Annotated in this window: 18 protein-coding genes; 9 read left to right on the forward strand and 9 right to left on the reverse strand. The window is 69.5% G+C overall.

The window, feature by feature from the left end; translation table 11 throughout:
- The first annotated feature begins 157 nt into the window (after nt 1-157).
- A complete protein-coding gene (locus tag G4H71_RS20060; RefSeq protein ID WP_246442891.1) occupies nt 158-1021 on the forward strand; it encodes an inositol monophosphatase family protein in 864 nt (287 codons plus the stop codon).
- A gap of 15 nt (nt 1022-1036) precedes the next feature.
- Here the strand turns inward: G4H71_RS20060 and cei are convergent, their stop codons facing one another.
- Nucleotides 1037-1726: an envelope integrity protein Cei gene (gene cei / locus G4H71_RS20065; RefSeq protein WP_072738647.1), complete on the reverse strand. Its 690-nt coding sequence runs from the start codon at nt 1724-1726 to the stop codon at nt 1037-1039.
- A 467-nt stretch (nt 1727-2193) separates the two neighbouring features.
- Here cei and G4H71_RS20070 point away from each other — a divergent pair, with 467 nt between their 5' ends.
- Nucleotides 2194-2496, forward strand: coding sequence for a DUF4193 domain-containing protein (locus tag G4H71_RS20070; RefSeq protein WP_072738646.1), 303 nt, complete (start codon nt 2194-2196; stop codon nt 2494-2496).
- Between the two features lie 65 nt (nt 2497-2561).
- Here G4H71_RS20070 and G4H71_RS20075 read toward each other — a convergent pair whose 3' ends face one another.
- The gene (locus tag G4H71_RS20075; protein WP_072738736.1) at nt 2562-3026 is read right to left on the reverse strand and encodes a DUF3093 domain-containing protein; all 465 of its coding nucleotides are present in this window, start codon (nt 3024-3026) and stop codon (nt 2562-2564) included.
- 98 nt (nt 3027-3124) lie between these two features.
- On the opposite strand from G4H71_RS20075, the gene dut reads away from it, so the two are divergent.
- Together dut and G4H71_RS20085 are read left to right on the forward strand one after the other, a co-directional pair.
- Nucleotides 3125-3694 carry a dUTP diphosphatase gene (gene dut / locus G4H71_RS20080; protein WP_246442736.1) on the forward strand — a complete coding sequence of 190 codons (570 nt, stop codon included), beginning with the start codon at nt 3125-3127 and terminating at the stop codon, nt 3692-3694.
- Nucleotides 3694-4665 carry a DUF3710 domain-containing protein gene (locus tag G4H71_RS20085; protein WP_072738735.1) on the forward strand — a complete coding sequence of 324 codons (972 nt, stop codon included), beginning with the start codon at nt 3694-3696 and terminating at the stop codon, nt 4663-4665. Before dut ends, G4H71_RS20085 begins: the two co-directional genes overlap by 1 nt.
- On the opposite strand, the gene G4H71_RS20090 is transcribed toward G4H71_RS20085, so the two are convergent.
- A complete protein-coding gene (locus tag G4H71_RS20090; RefSeq protein ID WP_072738645.1) occupies nt 4662-5399 on the reverse strand; it encodes a hypothetical protein in 738 nt (245 codons plus the stop codon). The two genes, G4H71_RS20085 and G4H71_RS20090, sit on opposite strands and share 4 nt — an antisense overlap.
- Nucleotides 5400-5618: 219 nt before the next feature.
- On the opposite strand from G4H71_RS20090, the gene G4H71_RS20095 reads away from it, so the two are divergent.
- Nucleotides 5619-5996: a single stranded DNA-binding domain-containing protein gene (locus tag G4H71_RS20095; RefSeq protein ID WP_072738644.1), complete on the forward strand. Its 378-nt coding sequence runs from the start codon at nt 5619-5621 to the stop codon at nt 5994-5996.
- Between the two features lie 62 nt (nt 5997-6058).
- Nucleotides 6059-6814 (forward strand): DUF3159 domain-containing protein, encoded by a 756-nt coding sequence (locus tag G4H71_RS20100; RefSeq protein WP_072738643.1) that lies wholly within the window; start codon nt 6059-6061, stop codon nt 6812-6814.
- On the opposite strand, the gene G4H71_RS20105 is transcribed toward G4H71_RS20100, so the two are convergent.
- Nucleotides 6785-7447, reverse strand: coding sequence for a potassium channel family protein (locus G4H71_RS20105; RefSeq protein WP_072738642.1), 663 nt, complete (start codon nt 7445-7447; stop codon nt 6785-6787). The genes G4H71_RS20100 and G4H71_RS20105 overlap by 30 nt on opposite strands.
- Nucleotides 7448-7516: 69 nt before the next feature.
- Nucleotides 7517-8185, reverse strand: coding sequence for a potassium channel family protein (locus tag G4H71_RS20110; RefSeq protein ID WP_072738641.1), 669 nt, complete (start codon nt 8183-8185; stop codon nt 7517-7519).
- 216 nt (nt 8186-8401) lie between these two features.
- Between G4H71_RS20110 and G4H71_RS20115 the strand changes: the two genes are divergently transcribed.
- Nucleotides 8402-10396, forward strand: a complete 1995-nt coding sequence (locus tag G4H71_RS20115; RefSeq protein WP_072738640.1) for an APC family permease — start codon at nt 8402-8404, stop codon at nt 10394-10396.
- A 10-nt stretch (nt 10397-10406) separates the two neighbouring features.
- Nucleotides 10407-11693, forward strand: a complete 1287-nt coding sequence (locus G4H71_RS20120; protein ID WP_072738639.1) for a class I SAM-dependent RNA methyltransferase — start codon at nt 10407-10409, stop codon at nt 11691-11693.
- A gap of 43 nt (nt 11694-11736) precedes the next feature.
- Here the strand turns inward: G4H71_RS20120 and G4H71_RS20125 are convergent, their stop codons facing one another.
- The 3 genes from G4H71_RS20125 to glsA all read right to left on the reverse strand — a co-directional run bounded on the left by G4H71_RS20125 (nt 11737) and on the right by glsA (nt 15664).
- A complete protein-coding gene (locus G4H71_RS20125; RefSeq protein WP_072738638.1) occupies nt 11737-12573 on the reverse strand; it encodes an ABC transporter permease in 837 nt (278 codons plus the stop codon).
- Nucleotides 12570-13532 carry an efflux ABC transporter ATPase subunit, DrrA-related gene (locus tag G4H71_RS20130; RefSeq protein WP_072738637.1) on the reverse strand — a complete coding sequence of 321 codons (963 nt, stop codon included), beginning with the start codon at nt 13530-13532 and terminating at the stop codon, nt 12570-12572. The genes G4H71_RS20125 and G4H71_RS20130 overlap by 4 nt, the downstream gene beginning before the upstream one ends.
- Nucleotides 13533-13837: 305 nt before the next feature.
- Nucleotides 13838-15664: a glutaminase A gene (gene glsA / locus G4H71_RS20135; RefSeq protein ID WP_072738636.1), complete on the reverse strand. Its 1827-nt coding sequence runs from the start codon at nt 15662-15664 to the stop codon at nt 13838-13840.
- Nucleotides 15665-15812: 148 nt separating this feature from the next.
- Between glsA and dxs the strand changes: the two genes are divergently transcribed.
- Nucleotides 15813-17705, forward strand: a complete 1893-nt coding sequence (gene dxs / locus G4H71_RS20140) for a 1-deoxy-D-xylulose-5-phosphate synthase (RefSeq protein ID WP_072738734.1) — start codon at nt 15813-15815, stop codon at nt 17703-17705.
- Nucleotides 17706-17713: 8 nt separating this feature from the next.
- On the opposite strand, the gene G4H71_RS20145 is transcribed toward dxs, so the two are convergent.
- Nucleotides 17714-19150, reverse strand: coding sequence for a sugar porter family MFS transporter (locus G4H71_RS20145; RefSeq protein ID WP_072738635.1), 1437 nt, complete (start codon nt 19148-19150; stop codon nt 17714-17716).
- Nucleotides 19151-19255: the final 105 nt, after the last annotated feature.

A 19255-nucleotide genomic window follows, 5' to 3' on the forward strand; every position in this document is an offset into this window, starting at 1 on the left:
GATGTGGTCCGATGGGCCGGTGAGCGCAACCGAGAGTTCCCGCCCGAGTTCCGACACCCAGGGTTCCGACACCACGAGTTCCGGCACCACGAGTTCCGACACCACGAATCCCCCTGCACCGAACGACGGGGTCACCCCGCCCGACACCGGGACCGGACTGCCGGCGCTGCGCGCGGTGGCGGTCGAGGTCGCCCGGGAGGCGGCCGCGCACATCCGGCGCCGACGGCCGGAGATCTTCGCCGTCAGCGGGACCCGGGACGAGGCCGAATCGTCCGTGCAGACCAAGTCGACGCGCACCGACCCCGTCACCGTCGTCGACCGCGAGGCGGAACAGGTGATCCGCGCGCGCCTCGAGCTCCTGCGCCCCGGCGATGCGATCCTCGGCGAGGAAGGCGGCGGTGACCACGCGGATGCCGCGGGGCTGCGGTGGGTGGTCGACCCGATCGACGGCACGGTGAACTTCCTGTACGGCATTCCGGCGTACTCGGTGTCGCTCGCGGTCCAGCGGGACGGTGTGTCGATCGCCGGCGCCGTCGTCGACGTCGTCGCGGACGTGACGTACTCGGCGGCACGGGGGGCGGGCGCGAGCATGACCGATGCGGCCGGGCACTCGACACCGTTGCGCTGCAACCCGATCACCGCTCTGGCCATGGCGCTGGTGGCGACCGGTTTCGGCTACGGCGCGGACCGCCGGCGGCGGCAGGGCGAGTTCGTGGCGCGATTGCTGCCCCGGGTACGGGACATCCGCCGGATGGGTTCAGCCGCACTGGATCTGTGCATGGTGGCCTCGGGGCGGGTGGACGCCCACTACGAGCACGGGCTCAATCCGTGGGACTGGGCCGCGGGCGCGCTCGTCGCGGAGGAAGCCGGTGCGCGGGTGCGGGTGCCGTCGGCGCGGTCGAGTGGAGCAGCCGGCGACCTGACGGTGGCGTCCGCGCCGGGGATCGCCGACGAGTTGGACGCCACCGTGGCCGAGCTGGGGCTGGACGAGCCGATCCCGGAGGGGGTTGCGGCGGGCTGATCCCCGGCGGGATCGTCAGCAGCGAGCCGTGCGCGCCGCGGCGAGCAGGTCCGGATCCAGGGGTGCGGGCTCGGCGCCGGGAGGGGCGTCCTCGAGCGAGCGCAGAACTTCCTCGGCGTCGGCGTTCGGTGCGATCGACCGGAAGTAGGTGCCGAGGGCGAGATCGACCGTGTCGTCCGGGCGGGCGTCCTCGATCAGTTCCGCGCACGGCGCGATCAGCCACAGGGCGCTCGCCGCGGCACGACCCTCCTGGCCGAATCGAAGCTGCCCCTGGCACTGGAGGTTCTGGTCGGTGTAGATCGGATCGTTGCCCACCTGGACGTCGGGTGCGCTCGCGAATCCGTAGTCGTTGAGTTGCGCGGCGACCTGAGCGGCCTGGCCGTGTTCGCCGTTGCCGTTGAACACCCGCACCTTGGTCGCCGAGAGAGCTGCCGGTTCCACGTCGGTGACGACGGACCGGTCCACCCGGGTACCGAGCGCGGCGGCCGGGTCCCCCGAGAGCGAGGCGTCGACCGCTTCCGACGGCGGCGGATTGCAGCTGACCGCCTCGGTCGTCTCCTCGTCGGACGTGAGAATCGTCACCCACAGCACGGCGCCGAGGAGGGCCAGGACGGAGAACACCGCGAGGATCGGTGCCGCCCGCCGGCGACGGAACGGCCGTCCCTGGTCGTCGGTGGAGCTTCCCTCGGTGATCAGTGAAACCACGTTCGCCTCGTCTCTCGTCGGACACTGCGCTTGGTATATACCGCTTGCCGCGCGCGAACCACTCTAGATTCCACGCGTGTCCGCGGTGCAATTCCGGCCTCGTCACAGCCGCGGTACGGGCGTACTGGCGAATGTCACAACATGCGCGGGTGTTGGTGTCGATTTGCAGACGATTTGCGGAATACCCGGAATCGGTTATCACTCGAGCCCCGGCGTCGGCTACTGTCTGGCCGCCCGAGTGATTGAGCAGCACGACGGGGGCGTGTTCGCCGGCGACGAGAAATGAGGCGCAGATCATGTTTTCGATCGGCGATTTCGGGCACTAGTCGGAGAGCTTCCTGCGTTGTGCTCCACCGAAGGCAGTGAACCGCAGCGTTGTGGCGGCCGCCGCGCGGATTGTCCGAAACGTCGGAGTGATCGCACGCGATGGGCCGGGATATACGAAAAGAAGACAAGGGGTAGACGAGATGGCAACTGACTACGACGCACCGCGCCGGACCGAGACCGACGACGTGTCGGAGGATTCTCTCGAGGAGTTGAAGGCCCGCCGGAACGAGGCGCAGTCGGCGGTCGTCGACGTCGACGAATCGGACACTGCGGAGTCCTTCGAACTGCCGGGCGCCGACCTCTCCGGCGAGGAGCTGTCGGTCCGGGTGGTGCCCAAGCAGGCGGACGAGTTCACCTGTTCCAGCTGTTTCCTGGTGCATCACCGCAGCAGGCTGGCCAGCGAGGCCGGCGGCGAACTGGTGTGCCGGGACTGCGCGGCCTGAGCGAGAGAATCGCGGCCTGAGCGCGAGATTGTGGGCCGACAGCCGACCGGGAGGGTCGCGGGACGTCAGTCCTGCGGCCCTCTCGCTGCATCGAGGACCTTCACCAGCTCGTCGGGCCGACGGGTGCTGACCAGCCAGTACGGGGTGGGGTCTTCGGGGTCGTCGAGGACGACCAGGACCATCGGGCCGACCCACACGCGGTGCTGGACGAAGGCAGCCGGATCCAGCTGGCGCCCCAGTGCGGCGCTCTTCGCCGAGGCCGGCACCGCGGCGGTCCGCGACATGACGGAGACCGGCAAGCTCGCCCCGCCCACCTCGAGACGGACGTCCCCTCCGTGGTCGACCACCCGGACCCGGTGCCGGCCGAGCCACACCACGCCCCAGATCGGTAGGGGGAGGAGCAACACGTAGGGGAGCCACGCCCGCAGGCCGGGTGCCCCCATGTGGACCTCGGCGGCGAGCAGGCCGGCGACGAACAGGCCGGCCAGCCACCACCACACCGGCACCCACAGGCGCTCGGAGTAGAGCACGGTCGGTGCCGCGTCGGCGGTGGAACCGGCGGCGGTGTCTTCACGAGATGGTGTTTCGGGCACTCATCCAGGATAGTCGCCCGCGACGAGTAGGCTCGTTGCACGTGAGCGACCTTTCTCCCTCCCCCCTGCCGCCGATCGCCCTGCAGCGGCTGGACCCGGGCATTCCCGTCCCTCGACGAGCGCACCCCGGTGACGCAGGTGTCGATCTGTGTGCCACCGGCGACGTCACCATCGAACCGGGCCGTCGAGCCCTGGTCGGTACCGGTATCGCCGTGGCGCTGCCGGTCGGCACGGTGGGCCTGATCCATCCCCGTTCGGGGCTGGCGGCGCGTTCCGGACTGTCGGTGGTCAACACGCCGGGAACCGTCGATGCGGGCTATCGCGGCGAGATCAAGGTCTGCCTGATCAACCACGATCCGGAGACCCCGATCGACATCGCCCGGGGCGACCGGATCGCTCAATTGCTCGTCCAGCGCGTCGAGCTGGTGTCCTTCGTCGAGGTCGATTCGCTCGACGAGACCAGTCGGGGCAGTGGCGGTTACGGATCCAGCGGCGGTCACGCGAGCCTGGTCGAGAGCTCACTGCCGAGCGACGGCACGGAGCAGAACGATGGAGTGCAGACGTCCGAGCGGGTCTCTGCACTCGACGGAGAAGGAGCCCGGTGATGTTCGGTCGGCGTAAGAAGAACGCACCCCGCGACGACGAGTCCCGTCGCGATCTCGTCGACGAGGAGTACCTCGCCGAGGCCGGCGACGGCGAGGAGTCGGCGGCCGAGAACGACTATGCGGACGAGGACGACTACGCGGACGAGTACGAGGGCGTCCCGCCTCCGGACGGGGGCCCGTACGACTTCGAGGATCTCGACGCCGACGCGGACCCCGCGGTGGGAGCGCGGTGGAACCGACTCGACCTGGGGTCGGTCTACGTGCCGATGCCCGAGGGGTCGCAGCTCCAGGTCGAGATGGCACAGGACGGCACACCCCAGGCCGTGCACGTGGTCACCGAGCACGGGCGGGTCACGGTTGCGGCCTACGCCGCACCCAAGTCGCCGGGGCAGTGGCGTGAGGTGGCCGCGGACCTCGCCGAATCGTTGCGTGGAGACCAGGCGAGCGTGGCTGTCGAGAACGGCCCGTGGGGCCGGGAGGTGTTCGCTGTCACGGCCAACGCCGATCTGCGATTCATCGGCATCGACGGGTATCGCTGGATGATCCGCTGCGTCGTGGCCGGACCCCGCGACGGTGTCGGTCCCGAGTCGCCGGTGGTCGCCACGGCGCGCGACATCCTCCTCGACACCGTGGTCAAACGTGGAGACGAGCCGCAGCCGGCGCGCACTCCGCTGCCGGTGGTGCTTCCGGCCGCGCTGGCGCAGCAGCTGGCGGCTGCACACGAGCAGCAGCTCGCCGCTCGTCAGCAGCAGGCGGCAGCACAGCAGAACGGCGGGCAGACCCAGCCGCCTGCCGCGTCGCCCGCCGGAGCGGCGACGCCCCAGGCAGGAACACCCCAGCCGGAAGCGCCCCAGCCGGAAACGCCACAGGCGCCGAGTTCCCCGACGAGCCCGAACCAGGCGAGCCCGAACCAGGAGCAACAGCGCCGCCGGGGCTCGGGCGGTTCCGCCATGCAGCAGCTGGGCGGCTAGTCTCCGGCGGCCCGGCCGGTGCTCTGGGCTCCGGCGAGCTCGTCCCACGCGGCGAGGCACGTGCGCCCCAGGGCCGCGGCATCGACGGCGAGGTCGTCGAGGGACAGGGTGTGCACCACGGCCCGGGGTAGGGCATCGGCCCATGCGTGGGCGACTGCCAGAGGGTGGACCGCGTCGTCGGTGGCCGCCGCGATCGCGACCGGGACGTTCAGCGTGCGCATCTGCGCGAGGGAGGGGGCGACGTACGCGGCCGCCTCGTCGAGCGCACCCGACAGTCCGGCCCCGTGGGTACGCCAGGACCGCGACAGCGTGTCGGCGAGCCACGCCGGGCTCGAGGAGCGCATCCGATCGGTGACTGCCGCCAGCCCGTCGGCGCGGAGGGAGTCGGCGGTGATCCGGGCGCTCAGGGCCGCCGGTGCGTCGTCCGGTGCTCCGGTCCACGGCGGCAGCGCGGCCAGCACGGCGCAGGACGACAGCGGGTGTTCCCGCGCCCAGTCGACGGCCACTGCCGCCCCGATGGAGATCCCGCCGAGGAGGATGCGACCGTGGCGTTCCGCCGCCGCGTCGAGTGCGTCGCGGTAGCTTCCCACGACGCGTGCCGGGTCCGGTTCGACGGCGACGACGTCGATGCCGTGTCGGGCGAGGGGAGCGGCGAACGCAGCGCGGGCGAACGCCGCATCGGATCCCGTGCCGGGCATGATCACGGCCACCTCCGGCCGTTCGGATGTGTGCATACACCGATCTTGCCCGCCGCACGGAACGTGGCTTTTCCGCACCCTGCCTTTCCCGCACCCTGCCTTTCCCGCACCCTGCTTTCCCATACCCTTGCCGACGCACCGTCCTCCTGCGCTCGTCCCGCCGGGTGCGGCCTGGATCGGCGTCGGGAGAAGGACTAGAGTTGCCGGGTAGAGTCCCGAATTTCCGACCGCAGTCCAGCAGTTGCAGGAGTCTTCATGGCATCCGTCGCGACCGGCTACTTCCGCCGGCTGACGCGCAAGCTCACCGAGGACGTCGACCAACTCGACGCCGAGGAGATGGCCGAGTCGTCGAAGGCCGAGGGCGCGACCCAGGCCTGTGACTGCCGCAGGGGCGAGGAGGTCACGATGGTGGGTCGTCTCCGCAGCGTGGAGGCGCGCTCGACCACCGGCAGCACGGGTGTGGAAGCGGGCTTCTTCGACGGCACCGACGAGATCACGTTGGTCTGGATCGGTCGCAGGCGGATTCCCGGGCTCGAGACGGGCAAGCGCATCCTGGTCCGAGGCCGGGTGGGCGAGCGCGGCGGTCGCAAGGTGATCTTCAACCCGTACTACGAGTTGCGCGACGATTCCTGACCCGGACCGGCGTCGGCACTCGCCGGTGAACGGCCCCACCTCCCGTATGGCACTCTCGAGGGGTGACCGAAACGAAGCAGCAGTCCATCCTCGAACAGCTCGGTGGTTTCAGCGGGTTGGTGTATTCGACGGTGCCGATTCTGGTATTCGTGCCGGTCAACGCGATCTCGAATCTGACCGTGGCGATCTGGGCGGCACTCGGGGTCGCGCTGGCCATCCTGCTGCTGCGGCTCTGGCGTCACGAACCGATCCAGCCCGCCATCTCCGGGTTCTTCGGGGTCGGAATCTCCGCGTTCATCGCCTATCGCACCGGAGACGCCAAGGGCTACTTCCTCTTCGGAATCTTCACGTCCCTCGCGTACGGTGCGGTGTTCCTGATCTCCATCCTGGTGCGCTGGCCGCTGGTGGGTGTGATCTGGGGCTATCTCAACGGTTCGGGCAGCCTGTGGCGCAAGCACCGAGGCGCGCTGCGCGCCTACGACATCGCGACCGGGGCCTGGATGCTCGTCTTCGCCGCCCGCTATCTGGTGCAGTCGCAGCTCTACGACGCGGACTCGACGGGGTGGCTCGCGGTCGCCCGGATCGCGATGGGGTGGCCGCTGGCCGGGCTGGCGCTGCTGGTGACGATCTGGGCCGTGCGCCGAGCGGATCGCCTGGTCGAGCCCGGGCCTCGCGAGGACGACCAGGGCGATGCCCCGGACAGCGATGCCCCGGATGGCGAGGCACCGGACATCGATCGGGTGGAGCTCGATCAGGTGGAGGCAGGGGAGATCGCCCCGCGCTCCGACTCAGGGAGTCAGGCCGACCGCACGCCGTAGATCGTCCTCGACCTCCGCGGACGCGACGAACAACAACTCGTCGCCGCCCTCGAGCGGATCGTCCGGCTGCGGCACGATCACCCGGCCGCCGCGCAGGATGGTGACCAGAGCCGAATCGCGGGGAAGGTCGAACTTGCGTACCGGTTTGCCCGCGAGCGGGGTGTTGTCCGGCAGGGTCACCTCCACGAGGTTGGCGTTGCCCTGCCGCAGGGTCATCAGCCGGACCAGGTCGCCGACCGACACCGCTTCCTCCACGAGAGAGGCGAGCATGCGTGGCGTGGAGACTGCCACGTCGACGCCCCACGACTCGTCGAAGAGCCACTCGTTGCGCGGGTCGTTGACCCGGGCCACCACCCGCCGCACCCCGAACTCGGTTTTCGCCAGCAGGCTCAGGACGAGATTGGCCTTGTCGTCCCCGGTCGCCGAGATGACCACCTCGTAGGTCTGGAGTTCGGCGGCCTCGAGCAGACTGAGCTCGCACGCATCGCCGTGAACCCAGGTCGCGTCGGGGACGGACTCGGGTTCGACGTGTTCGAGCTTGCGCTCGACGAGCATGACCTCGTGGTTGCTCCGGACCAGTTCGCGGGCGATCGAGCGGCCGACCGCTCCGGCACCGGCAACGGCGACTCTCATCGGGCACTTCCGTTCGGGTAGGTGATCGGCGTCGGGGGCAGGGACGTTCGGCTCCTCATCGAGGGCTCCTCACCGTTCCCGATCGGGCGGTGGATGCCCGGCCAGTGCCACTGCCTCGGCGACGGTGCCGGAGACGGCGGCGACGTACACCTGGTCGTCCGCCTGGACGACGGTCTTCGCCGTGGGGAGTACCCCGGTGCCGAACCGGATGAGGAAGGCGACGCGGGAGCCGGTGGCGGCCTCGAGTTCGGTGACGGGCCGGCCGGCCCAGTCCTCGTGGAGCGGGAGTTCGGTGACCGCGACGGTGCCCGAAGGGTCACGCCACTTGGCGAGTTCGCCGTCCTGAGTGAGGGTGTGCAGGAAACGATCCGTGGACCACGGGACCGTCGCGACGGTCGGTATGCCGAGCCGTTCGTAGACCGCGGCACGTTTCGCGTCGTAGATCCTGGCGACCACCTTGTCGACTCCGAACGTCTCGCGCGCGACGCGGGCCGCGATGATGTTGGAGTTGTCGCCGGAGGAGACCGCCGCGAAGGCATCGGCGCGCTCGATCCCGGCGCGAGTGAGCACGTCCCGGTCGAACCCCATGCCGACCACGGTGGTGCCGGCGAAGTCGGCGTCCAGACGCCGGAAGGCACCCGGCTCCCGGTCGATCACGGCGACGTCGTGTCCGAGCCGCGACAGTGAACCGGCGAGCGAGGATCCGACCCGTCCACACCCCATGATCACCACGTACACCCGCACACTCCTGTTCGTCGAGCGCGCCCCGGTGTGTCGCGAAGCGCCCGGGCAACGCCCGGACGGACACCCGGCGGCATCGCGGTGACCCGTCGCGGGACACCGAATCGACACGCTACATCGATCATCCCCGAGAGCAAGCCGGGCCAAGCGGCTATTTCGGGCAGTCGGTGCCTCTCGGTGATACGCGGGGCGACGACGGCATACGCTTTGGCGGTGTCAAAGCTGTCGACCGCTGCCAAGCGGCTGTTGCTGGGCCGTCCGTTCCGGAGCGACACGCTCGGGCACACGCTGCTGCCGAAACGGATCGCCCTACCCGTGTTCGCGTCGGACGCGATGTCCTCCGTCGCGTACGCACCGGAGGAGATATTCCTCGTGCTGTCCGTCGCGGGCATCTCGGCGTACGCGTTCTCGCCGTGGATCGGGCTGGCCGTCGCCGTCGTGATGGCCGTGGTCGTCGCCAGCTACCGGCAGAACGTACGGGCGTATCCGTCCGGCGGCGGCGACTACGAGGTGGCGACGGTCAATCTGGGCCCCAATGCCGGACTCACGGTGGCGAGTGCCCTGATGGTCGACTACGTGCTGACCGTCGCCGTGTCCATCTCCGCGGCGGCATCCAACATCGGGTCGGCGCTGCCCTTCGTGGCCGAGCACAAGGTGCTCTTCGCGGTGGCGGCGATCGCCTTGCTCACCGCGATCAACCTGCGCGGAGTCCGGGAGTCGGGGAGCGCGTTCGCGATTCCCACCTATGCGTTCGTCGTCGGGATGGTCGCGATGCTCGGCTGGGGCCTGATCCGGACCTACGTGCTCGGCGAGGATCTGCGCGCGGAGTCGGCCTCGTTCGAACTCGTGGCGGAGGATTCACACCTCTACGGCGTCGCGCTGGCCTTCCTGGTGGCTCGTGCGTTCTCCTCCGGATGCGCGGCGCTCACCGGCGTGGAAGCGATCAGCAACGGGGTTCCGGCATTCCGCAAGCCGAAGGCGCGCAACGCCGCAACCACACTCCTGATGCTCGGCACCGTCGCGATCGTGTTCCTGATGGGGATCATCGTGCTGGCGCAGAAGATCGGCGTCGTCTATGCCCACGACCCGGCGGCGCAACTGGCCGGGGCGCCGGAGGGCTACCAGCAGAAGACGCTCATCGCGCAGATCGCGGAGACGGTGTTCGACGGCTTTCCCGCCGGGTTCTTCTTCATCACCGTCGCCACCGCACTGATCCTCGTCTTCGCGGCGAACACCGCCTTCAACGGCTTCCCGGTCCTGGGATCGGTTCTCGCGCAGGATCGCTACCTGCCGCGCCAGTTGCACACCCGCGGCGACCGGCTCGCCTTCAGCAACGGCATCCTGTTCCTCTCGGGCGCCGCGATCGCACTGGTCGTGGTGTTCGGCGCCGAGGTGACCAAGCTCATTCAGCTCTACATCGTGGGCGTGTTCGTGTCGTTCGTCCTCAGCCAGACCGGGATGATCCGGCACTGGACGCGGCACCTGGAGGGCGAACGCGACCCGGTTGCCCGGCGCCGGATGAAGCGTTCACGGATGATCAACGGGACCGGGCTGGCGATGACGGCGGTGGTCCTGATCATCGTGTTGATCACCAAATTCGTCATGGGGGCCTGGATCGCGATCGCCGCGATGGCCGCGATCTTCGTGCTGATGCGCTCGATCCGCAGGCACTACGACAGCGTCGCCGCCGAACTCGAGGCGCAGGAGTGGGACGGCGTGCTCCCCAGCCGGACCCACTCGATCGTCCTCGTGTCGAAGCTGCACATGCCGACCCGCCGGGCACTCGCGTACGCGCGCGCCACCCGGCCGGACACGCTCGAGGCGATCACCGTCAACGTCGACGAGCCGGACACCCGGGCGCTGGTGCGGGAATGGGAGCGCAGCGACATCGCGGTACCGCTGAAGGTGATCGAGTCCCCGTACCGCGAGATCACCAAACCGGTCCTCGAGTACGTGCGGCGGGTGCGCCGTGATTCGCCGCGAGACGTGGTCACCGTGTTCATCCCGGAATACGTGGTGGGACACTGGTGGGAGCAGGTCCTGCACAACCAGAGCGCGCTGCGGCTCAAGAGCCGGCTGCTCTTCCAGCCGGGAGTGATGGTGACCAGTGTTCCGTGGCAGCTGAATTCGTCGGAGCACACCCGGCCGACGGACCCGCGGAATCTGCCCGGCGCCACTCGACGTGGCGTCGGAACCGACGACAAGTGACGAGTGACGTGTGAGCGAGAACTGGACCGGCCGAACCTTCGAGGCCGACCTCGGCCGACCCGGGCACGGCGGATTCGTGGTGGCCAGGCACGACGGCCGGGTCGTGTTCGTCCGGCACGGGCTGCCGGGGGAACGGGTCCGGGTACGGGTGACCGAGGACCGCGGTGGTTCGTTCGCCCGCGCGGACGCCGTCGAGGTGCTGGACCCGTCTCCGCTCCGGATCGATCCGCTGTGTCCGGTGTCCGGGCCCGGCGGCGCCGGATGCTGTGACTTCTCGCACGCCGCACTGTCCCTCCAGCGGGAGATGAAGGCCGAGGTCGTCGCCGAGCAATTGCGTCGAGTGGCCGGAATCGATCGTGCCGTGCCGGTGGAGGAACTGCCCGGGACCGGAACCGGTACGGGGTGGCGCACCCGCGTGCGGCTCGCCGTGGACGGGGACGGGCGCCCCGGGTACCACGGCTACCGGTCCGCGGACATCGTCACGGATCTACGGTGCCCGCAGATCGTGTCGTCGGCGTACGACGGACTCGACGACCACTCGTGGAGGCCGGGGAGCGAATTGCAGGTCGTGGTCGACGACGACGGTGCCCGGCACGTCGTGGAGATCGCCGCACCGAAGATGTCCCGGACGGGTCGGGCGAGCCGGGGCCGTCGCGGCGCGACGGCGCGGCGTGCGGCCGGATCGGCTCCCCGGCGCGAACGAGTGGTGAGCGGATCGGGCCGGGCCGTCGAGCGTGTCGGTGGCCGCCGGTGGGAGCTGTCCGCCACCGGCTTCTGGCAGGCCCACCGGTCCGCCGCCGAGACCTACTCGACGGTGGTGCGGGAATGGGCGCGCCCCGACCCGGGCGCGCACGTGTGGGACCTGTACGGCGGGGTCGGGGTGTTCGCCGCAGTGGTGGCCGGGGACGTCGGGCCGGGCGGCCGGATCGACTCGGTGGAGTTCTCCGCGACGGCGGTGCGCGACGGTGCCGCGGCACTCGCGGACGCGCCTCAGGTGCACTTCCACGCTGCCCGGGTGGAGCGGGCCATCGCCGAACTCGCCCCGAATCCGCAGGTGGTGATTCTCGACCCGCCCCGATCGGGTGCGGGCAAGGAGGTCGTCGCGGCAGTGTCGGCGGCAGGCCCGCAGCGGATCGTGCACGTCGGGTGTGATCCGGCGTCGTTCGCCCGCGATCTCGCCCTGTACTCCGGACACGGCTACCACCTCGACCAGGTGCGTGCCTTCGACGCGTTTCCGCTCACGCATCACGTCGAGTGCCTGGCACTGCTCGTCCGCGGGGACGGCTCCGGCGGGTAGGTCGCCGGAGCCGCCCCAGCCCTCAGGACTGTGGCCGGGCCTTTCAGGACTTGCGGTTGTACAGACGCATCGTCAGCGGGCCGAAGACGACGACGAAGCCCGCGCACCATCCGAGTACCAGCGTCAGCTGGTCGAGCTCGAGACTGCCGGCCATGAGTCCGCGGATCGTGGTGACCAGGCTGCTGATCGGATTGACGTTCACGAACGACTGCAACCAGCCGGGCATGGTTGCCGGATCGACGAAGATGTTGCTGGCGAACGTGAGTGGGAACAGGATGAACATCGAGACGCCCATCACCGCCTGCTCGGTGCGCATCAGCATCGCGAACATGGTCCAGATCCAGGACATGCTGAACGAGAACAGCAGCAACAGCGCGATCGAGGCGACCACACCGACGAGGCCGCCGTCGGGGCGGAACCCGAGGATCAGCCCCAGCACCATCACGATGATCGACGCGATGGTGTAGCGCACGACGTCGCCGAACAGCGCACCGACCAGGGGCGCGGGCCGCCAGATCGGCAGCGAACGGAACCGGTCGAACACGCCCTTCTCGATGTCCTTGTTGAGCGTCAGCCCGGTGTACATCGTGATCATGACGACGGTCTGCACCAGGATGCCCGGGATGAGGAACTGCACGTACGCGTCGGTCGAGCCCGCGAGCGCGCCGCCGAACAGGTACGTGAACATCAGCGTGAACATGATCGGGAACATCGTCACGTCGAACAGCTGCTCGGGGACGTGCTTGATCTTGAGCAGTGCCCGCCAGCCGAACGAGAGCGACGTCGACAGCCAGGACGGCGGTGTCGGACGAGGCGCGTCGATGCGGAGGACGTCGGCGACCGCAGTGGGGGAGGCCGTGGACACGTCGGTCGTGGTCATGATGCGTTCTCCTCGGTGGGACGGCCGGTGAGGGCGAGGAACACCTCGTCGAGACTCGGCTGCCCGAGTGCGAAGGTGCTCACGCCGATCCCGGCGTCGTGCAGAGCGGGTAGGGCACGGGCGACGCGTTCCGGGTCGTCGGTGCGGGCGGTGAGAGCGAACGGGTCCGGCTCCTCGGTGACCGGTACGGCGAGGATCTCGCGCAGTACCGTCGCCGCCGTCGCGCGTGAGGTGACGTCGTCGACCCGGACGTGCAGCGATCCGGACCCGAGCGAGGCCTTGAGCTCGCCGGTGGTGCCCTCGGCGATGACCTTTCCGTGGTCGATGACCGCGAGCCGATCGGCGAGCTGGTCCGCTTCGTCGAGATACTGGGTGGTGAGGAGAACCGTCGTGCCGCCGGCCACCAGGGCGCGGACGATCTCCCAGACCTGGTTGCGGCTGCGGGGATCCAGACCGGTGGTCGGTTCGTCCAGGAAGATCAGCTCCGGCGTGACGATGATCGAGGCCGCGATGTCGAGCCGCCTGCGCATGCCGCCGGAGTAGTTCTTCACCTGCCGCGTGCCCGCGTCCTCGAGTCCGAAGGCATGCAGGAGCTGGTCGCCGCGCTGGCGTGCGGCGGCGCGGGAGTACCCGTACAGCCTCCCGAGGAGGGTGAGGTTCTCCGTGCCGGTGAGGTCCTCGTCGAGGGAGGCGAACTGGCCGGTGAGGGCGACTTTGCCCCGGACGGCCTCCGGTTCGGTCGCGACATCGTGCCCCAGCACCGTGGCCCGGCCGCCGTCGATCGGCAGCAGGGTGGCCAGCATCCGGATCGCGGTGGTCTTTCCGGCGCCGTTGGGCCCGAGGACGCCGTACACGCCGCCGAGCGGGACGGACAGGTTCAATCCGTCGACGGCGGTGTTGGAGCCGAACTGCTTGACCAGAGATTCGGTGTCAATGGCGAGCTGTTGGCGCTCTGACATGGGAGCCCTTTCCGTGTGGTGGGGTGCGTGCGACCCGAGACGAGTGGTGGGTGCGTGCGACCCGTGACGAGCGTTCGACCCGCGACGACCAGGATGTCGGATCCACGCCGCGCCGTCATCCGATTTTCCTGCCGTCCCGCGATCGTCCTGCCGTTCTGCGTGTCTCGCCGTTCTGCCTGTCCCGGACGTGCACGCACGAGTGTGCACGCAGATACCGACAAGGATCGCGCGCAGAACTCATCGCTCGTGCTCGCGCACGCCGCCTGCCCGCCCCGATGCCTGCCTGCCCCGCTGCCCGGAGGCTGCTAGCGCAGCGGCCCCACCCCGGAGCGCACCACCGAGCGCAGCGCCAGGTCGAGTTGTTCGTACGCCCCGGCGGCCAGCCGCTGGAGCAGAGCCACCTCGAGGTCCGGTCGATGTGCGGCGATGTCGTCGTACACCTGCGGAGACAGGACCGCCGCTGTGACCTCGGTGTCGGCCCGCATGTCGTGGAGCCAGGGGGTGCGGAGGATCAGGGGCATCTCACCGAAGCTCATCCCGGCGGAGAGCGTCATGATGCGGTGTACGACTCCGTGGGCATCGGTGACCGTGCTGCTCACCCGCCCCGAGAGAATCAGGAACAGGCCCGACGGGGGAGTGCCCCGTGCGGCGATGCAGTCGTCGCGGTGGAACCGGACGGTGTCGAGAACCTCCTCCAGGAGGGTCCGCTGCGGCTCGCCCAGCGCCGCGAGCATCGGATGCTCCGAGAGCGCGATCTGCTGCCTCGCGTCGGCCTCGGGCCCGTGCAGCTCGAGGAGGACGTCCTCGCACCACTGCAGCGCGCTGTCGAGGTCGACGAACACGCGGCCGCCCCTGCCGGTGAGATCGGAGGCGGATTCGCCGAGCAGTCCGTCCGGATCGACGAGTGCCACCCCGCACCCCTGGGCGGCCAGGTCCGAACGCGCCGCGGCGAGCATCGTCGCGGCGACGTCGCCGACGTCGTCGACGCGACGGACGTCGATGACCACTGCCTCGAGGAACGACTCGGCGTTCGCCATCTCGCGCACGGCGGCCTCCGCCCCGGCGAAGAGCAGATCGCCGTGGAGTTCGTAGACGCGACTGTGATAGCCGACCTCGTCGAGCAGCGCTCGTTCCGCGGCGGGCCTGCGCATGCGAGAGGGGGCCTCGGCCACCGTGTAGCGCGCCCGCACGGACGAGCGCGAGGCGCGGGTGACATGCAGGAAGTGCAGTTCCAGCTCGCGGGACAGGGCCCGGCAGGCCTGCACGCCACGCACGCTGTTCCCGTGCCGGTCCAGCCGCGGCGAGTACACCGCGATCCCGATCTGACCGGGCAGGACGGCGACGATGCCGCCGCCGACGCCGCTCTTGGCCGGTAGGCCCACGTCGGCGAGCCATTCGCCGGCCGCGTCGTACATCCCGCAGGTCGCCATGACGCTGAGCACCTGCTCGACGAGATCCGAGTCGAGAACCGTGGCCGACGTCACGGGGTTGACGCCGTTGTTCGCGAGGGTGGCCGCCATGAGGCTCAGGTCCCGGCACGTGACGTCGATCGAACACTGGCGGAAGTAGAGGTCCACCGCATCGTCCGGGTCCTCGGTGATGATGTCGAACGAGCGGAGCATGTGGCCGATCGCACGATTGCGGTGACCGGTGCGGGCCTCCGAGGCGTACACGGCCTTGTTGAAGTCGAGCTCGCGTCCGGCGTATGCCGAGTACGCCGCGCGGATGCGCCGGAACCGGTCGGCCGGGTCGGCCCCGGCGACGAGGGAGGCGGCCGTGATGGCACCCGCGTTGATCATCGGGTTGCGGGGACGTTCGGTCTGCGGATCGAGGCTGATCTCGTTGAACGGCTCACCGGAGGGCTCGACGTCGATCTTCTCGCCGACGGCCACCCGCCCGCGGTCCGCGAGTGCGAGTGCATAGGTGAACGGCTTCGAGATCGACTGGATGGTGAACGGGCTGCGGGTGTCGCCGCGCTCGTAGACGTATCCGTCGACCGTCGCGATGCAGATACCGAACGAATCGGCGGGGACGGCCGCCAGCTCGGGGATGTATCCGGCGACCTCGCCGTCGTGGTTGTCGAGTGCGTCCCGATAGACCCTGTCGATCAGGGTGTCGACCACGTTGCCCATGGGTCCGACCCTAAGGTGTGACCCGCTTCGCCGGGCCCGATGCGACTGCGTTTCGGTCGCCGGTGGGATCGGCTCGTAGACTGGATGCACTGTCGACTGTCGGCGGGAGCAAGTGCGTGTGGCTTGCGTGACGGAGGGAGCGATCTCGTTGGGTGTCCTTGCCCGCATACAGACGCCTGACGATCTGCGTCGGCTCACCCCCGCGGAGATGACCGAGTTGGCCGGCGAGATCCGTGAGTTCCTGGTGCAGAAGGTGTCGGCGACCGGCGGCCATCTCGGGCCCAATCTCGGCGTCGTCGAGCTGACGCTCGCGCTGCACCGTACCTTCGACTCGCCGCGCGACCCGATCGTGTTCGACACCGGCCACCAGGCCTACGTGCACAAGATCCTCACCGGCCGTGCGGCGGAGTTCGACTCGCTGCGCAAGCAGGGTGGTCTCTCCGGGTATCCGTCGCGCGCGGAGAGCGAGCACGACTGGGTCGAGTCCTCGCACGCGTCGGCCGCGCTGTCCTACGCGGACGGGCTGGCGAAGGCGTTCGCACTGACCGGGCAGAACGACCGTCACGTCGTCGCGGTGGTCGGCGACGGGGCATTGACCGGCGGCATGTGCTGGGAGGCGCTCAACAACATCGCGGCCGGCAACGATCGCTCGGTGGTGATCGTCGTCAACGACAACGGTCGCTCCTATGCGCCTACGATCGGTGGTCTCGCGGATCATCTGGCCGCGTTGCGGCTGCAGCCGGGCTACGAGCGCGTCCTCGACAAGAGTCGCAAGTTCGTGCAGCGGATGCCGTGGGTCGGTCGCACCGCCTATTCGATCCTGCACGGAATGAAAGCCGGTCTGAAGGATGCGGTGAGCCCCCAGGTGATGTTCACGGACCTGGGCATCAAGTACCTGGGTCCGGTGGACGGTCACGACGAGGCGGCACTCGAATCCGCCCTGCGACGGGCGAAGGCCTTCGGCGGTCCGGTCATCGTGCACGCCGTGACCCGCAAGGGCATGGGGTACGCGCACGCGGAGAACCACGTGGCCGACCAGATGCACTCGACCGGCGTGATCGACCCGCTCACCGGGAAGTCCACGTCGGCGTCGGCGCCGGACTGGACGTCGGTCTTCTCCGACGAACTCGTCCGACGGGGCGCCGAGCGTGAGGACGTCGTCGCGATCACCGCGGCGATGCCCGGCCCGACCGGACTCGCGGCGTTCGGGGAGCGTTTTCCCGAGCGGATGTTCGACGTGGGGATCGCGGAACAGCATGCCGTCGCCTCGGCCGCGGGCCTGGCGCTCGGTGGGCTGCACCCGGTGGTGGCGGTGTACTCCACCTTCCTCAATCGCGCGTTCGATCAGCTCCTCATGGATGTCGCACTCCTGGATCTTCCGGTGACCCTGGTCCTCGACCGAGCCGGAGTCACCGGCAGTGACGGCGCCAGCCACAACGGAATGTGGGACCTGTCACTGCTCGGCATCGTCCCGGGGATGCGTGTGGCGGCACCGCGCGATGCGGCGACGTTGCGGGAGGAACTGGGCGAGGCGCTCTCCGTCTCGGACGGTCCGACCGCGATCCGCTTCCCGAAGGGGAAGGTGCCCGACGAACACCCGGCCGTCGAACGTCTCGACGGCGTCGTCGACGTGTTGCGGGTTCCCGCGAACGGTGGCCGGGACGTGCTCCTCGTGGCGGTCGGGGCGTTCGCCTCGGTCGCGCTCGACGCGGCCGAGCGACTCGCCGAGGACGGGGTGGCGGTGACGGTCGTCGATCCACGGTGGGTCCTGCCCGTTCCGGACGGTCTCGTCAAGCTGGCCGCGGACTTCCCACTTCTGGTCACCCTCGAGGACAGTGGCGTGCACGGCGGTGTGGGCGCGACGATCTCGTCGGCGTTGCGCGCAGCCGGGGTGGGCACGGTCTGCCGTGACGTCGGCGTTCCGCAGCGTTTCCTCGATCACGCGTCCCGCGACCAGGTGCTCTGCGATCTCGGGCTCACCGGCCAGGACATCGCTCACCAGGTGAAGGGGTGGGTCGCGAGCGGCGCCGCCGACGCCTGACGCCGCGGTCAGCCGGCCTCCTCGAGAGTGCGTCCCCGAGTCTCCTTCACGAATTTCGTCACGAACAGGAACGACAGCACTGCCATCCCGGCGTAGACCGCATAGGTGATCGACAGGTTCCAGTCGGCCAGGGACGGGAACGTCGACGAGACCAGGAAGTTCGCGATCCAGTTGGCCGAGGTGGCCACGCCCACGGCCGCCGCGCGCACCCGGTTGGGGAACATCTCGCTGATCAGGACCCACACCACCGGTCCCCACGACAGCGCGAAGAAGAAGACGAACAGGTTCGCCGCGACGAGGGCGATCGCGCCGTTGGTGTCGGACAGGGTCGCCACCGATTCGCCGTGCTCGTCGCGGGTGATGGTGGCCGAGTGGAAGCACACCGAGACCGTGGCGAGGGTGATCGCCATTCCGGCGGACCCGGTGAGCAGCAGCGGTTTTCGTCCCACTCGGTCGATCACGCCGATGGCGACGAAGGTGCCGAGGATGTTCACCAGGGCGGAGACGACGCTGATCAGCAGGGAGCGGTCCTCGCCGAAGCCGACTGCCTGCCACAGCGTGGCCGAGTAGTAGAAGATCACGTTGATCCCCACGAACTGCTGCAGCGCCGCGAGCCCGATACCGATGAACACCAGCGACGCGACGCGGTAGTGCTCGGAGAACAGGTCCCGGACCCGGACCCGTACCCGTTCGGTGCCCAGCGAGGCCTGGATCTCCCCGATCCGGCTGGTGATCCGAGCCTCGTCGCCGCCCTCGAGATCGGCGACGATGCGGCGGGCGTCGTCGATGCGGCCCTGGGAGACGAGGAAGCGCGGAGACTCCGGAATGGTGGTCGTGAGAACCAGATAGAGCAGTGACGGCACGGCGGCGAGGGCGAGCATCCACTGCCACGCGGCGATGCCGGCGAGGTTGTTGCCCGCTCCGCCGGCGGCAGCGGCGAGGGCGTAGTTGACGAGCTGTGACACGGCGATGCCGAGCACGATCGCCAACTGGTACATCGAGCCCAGCCGCCCGCGGATCTTGGCCGGGGAGATCTCGGCGATGTACGCGGGTGAGATGACCGACGCGAGCCCCACTGCGGTGCCGCCGACGAACCGCCAGAACGTGAGATCGACGATGTCGAACGGGAACGCCGAGCCCAGTGACCCGACGGCGAACAGCACTGCCGCGATCCGCATCACCCAGATGCGGCCGATCCGGTCGGCGATGCGTCCGGCCGTCCAGGCGCCGAGAGCAGCGCCGAGCAGCGTGAGGGAGACCGCGAGGCCGGTTTCGCCCGCGCCGATCTCGAACCTGTCCCGGATCGCTCCGACGGCACCGTTGATGACGGCGGTGTCGTAACCGAACATGAATCCGCCCAGCGCGGCCGCCGCCGCGAACAGGACGGCGTGTGCGACGTCCGCCCGGGGAGCACTCCCGTCGTATGCGCCAGCTCGCTGGACCATGGCTGTTCACTCCCGTGCCGGGCCGACCGCGTCGTCGGCGTCACGATCGGACGCTACGCCGATCGCCCCTGTGTCCGGGGAGAATTCGGATCGCGTCGGTGGCGG

This window comes from Rhodococcus triatomae (genome assembly GCF_014217785.1).
GTDB lineage: Bacteria > Actinomycetota > Actinomycetes > Mycobacteriales > Mycobacteriaceae > Rhodococcus_F > Rhodococcus_F triatomae.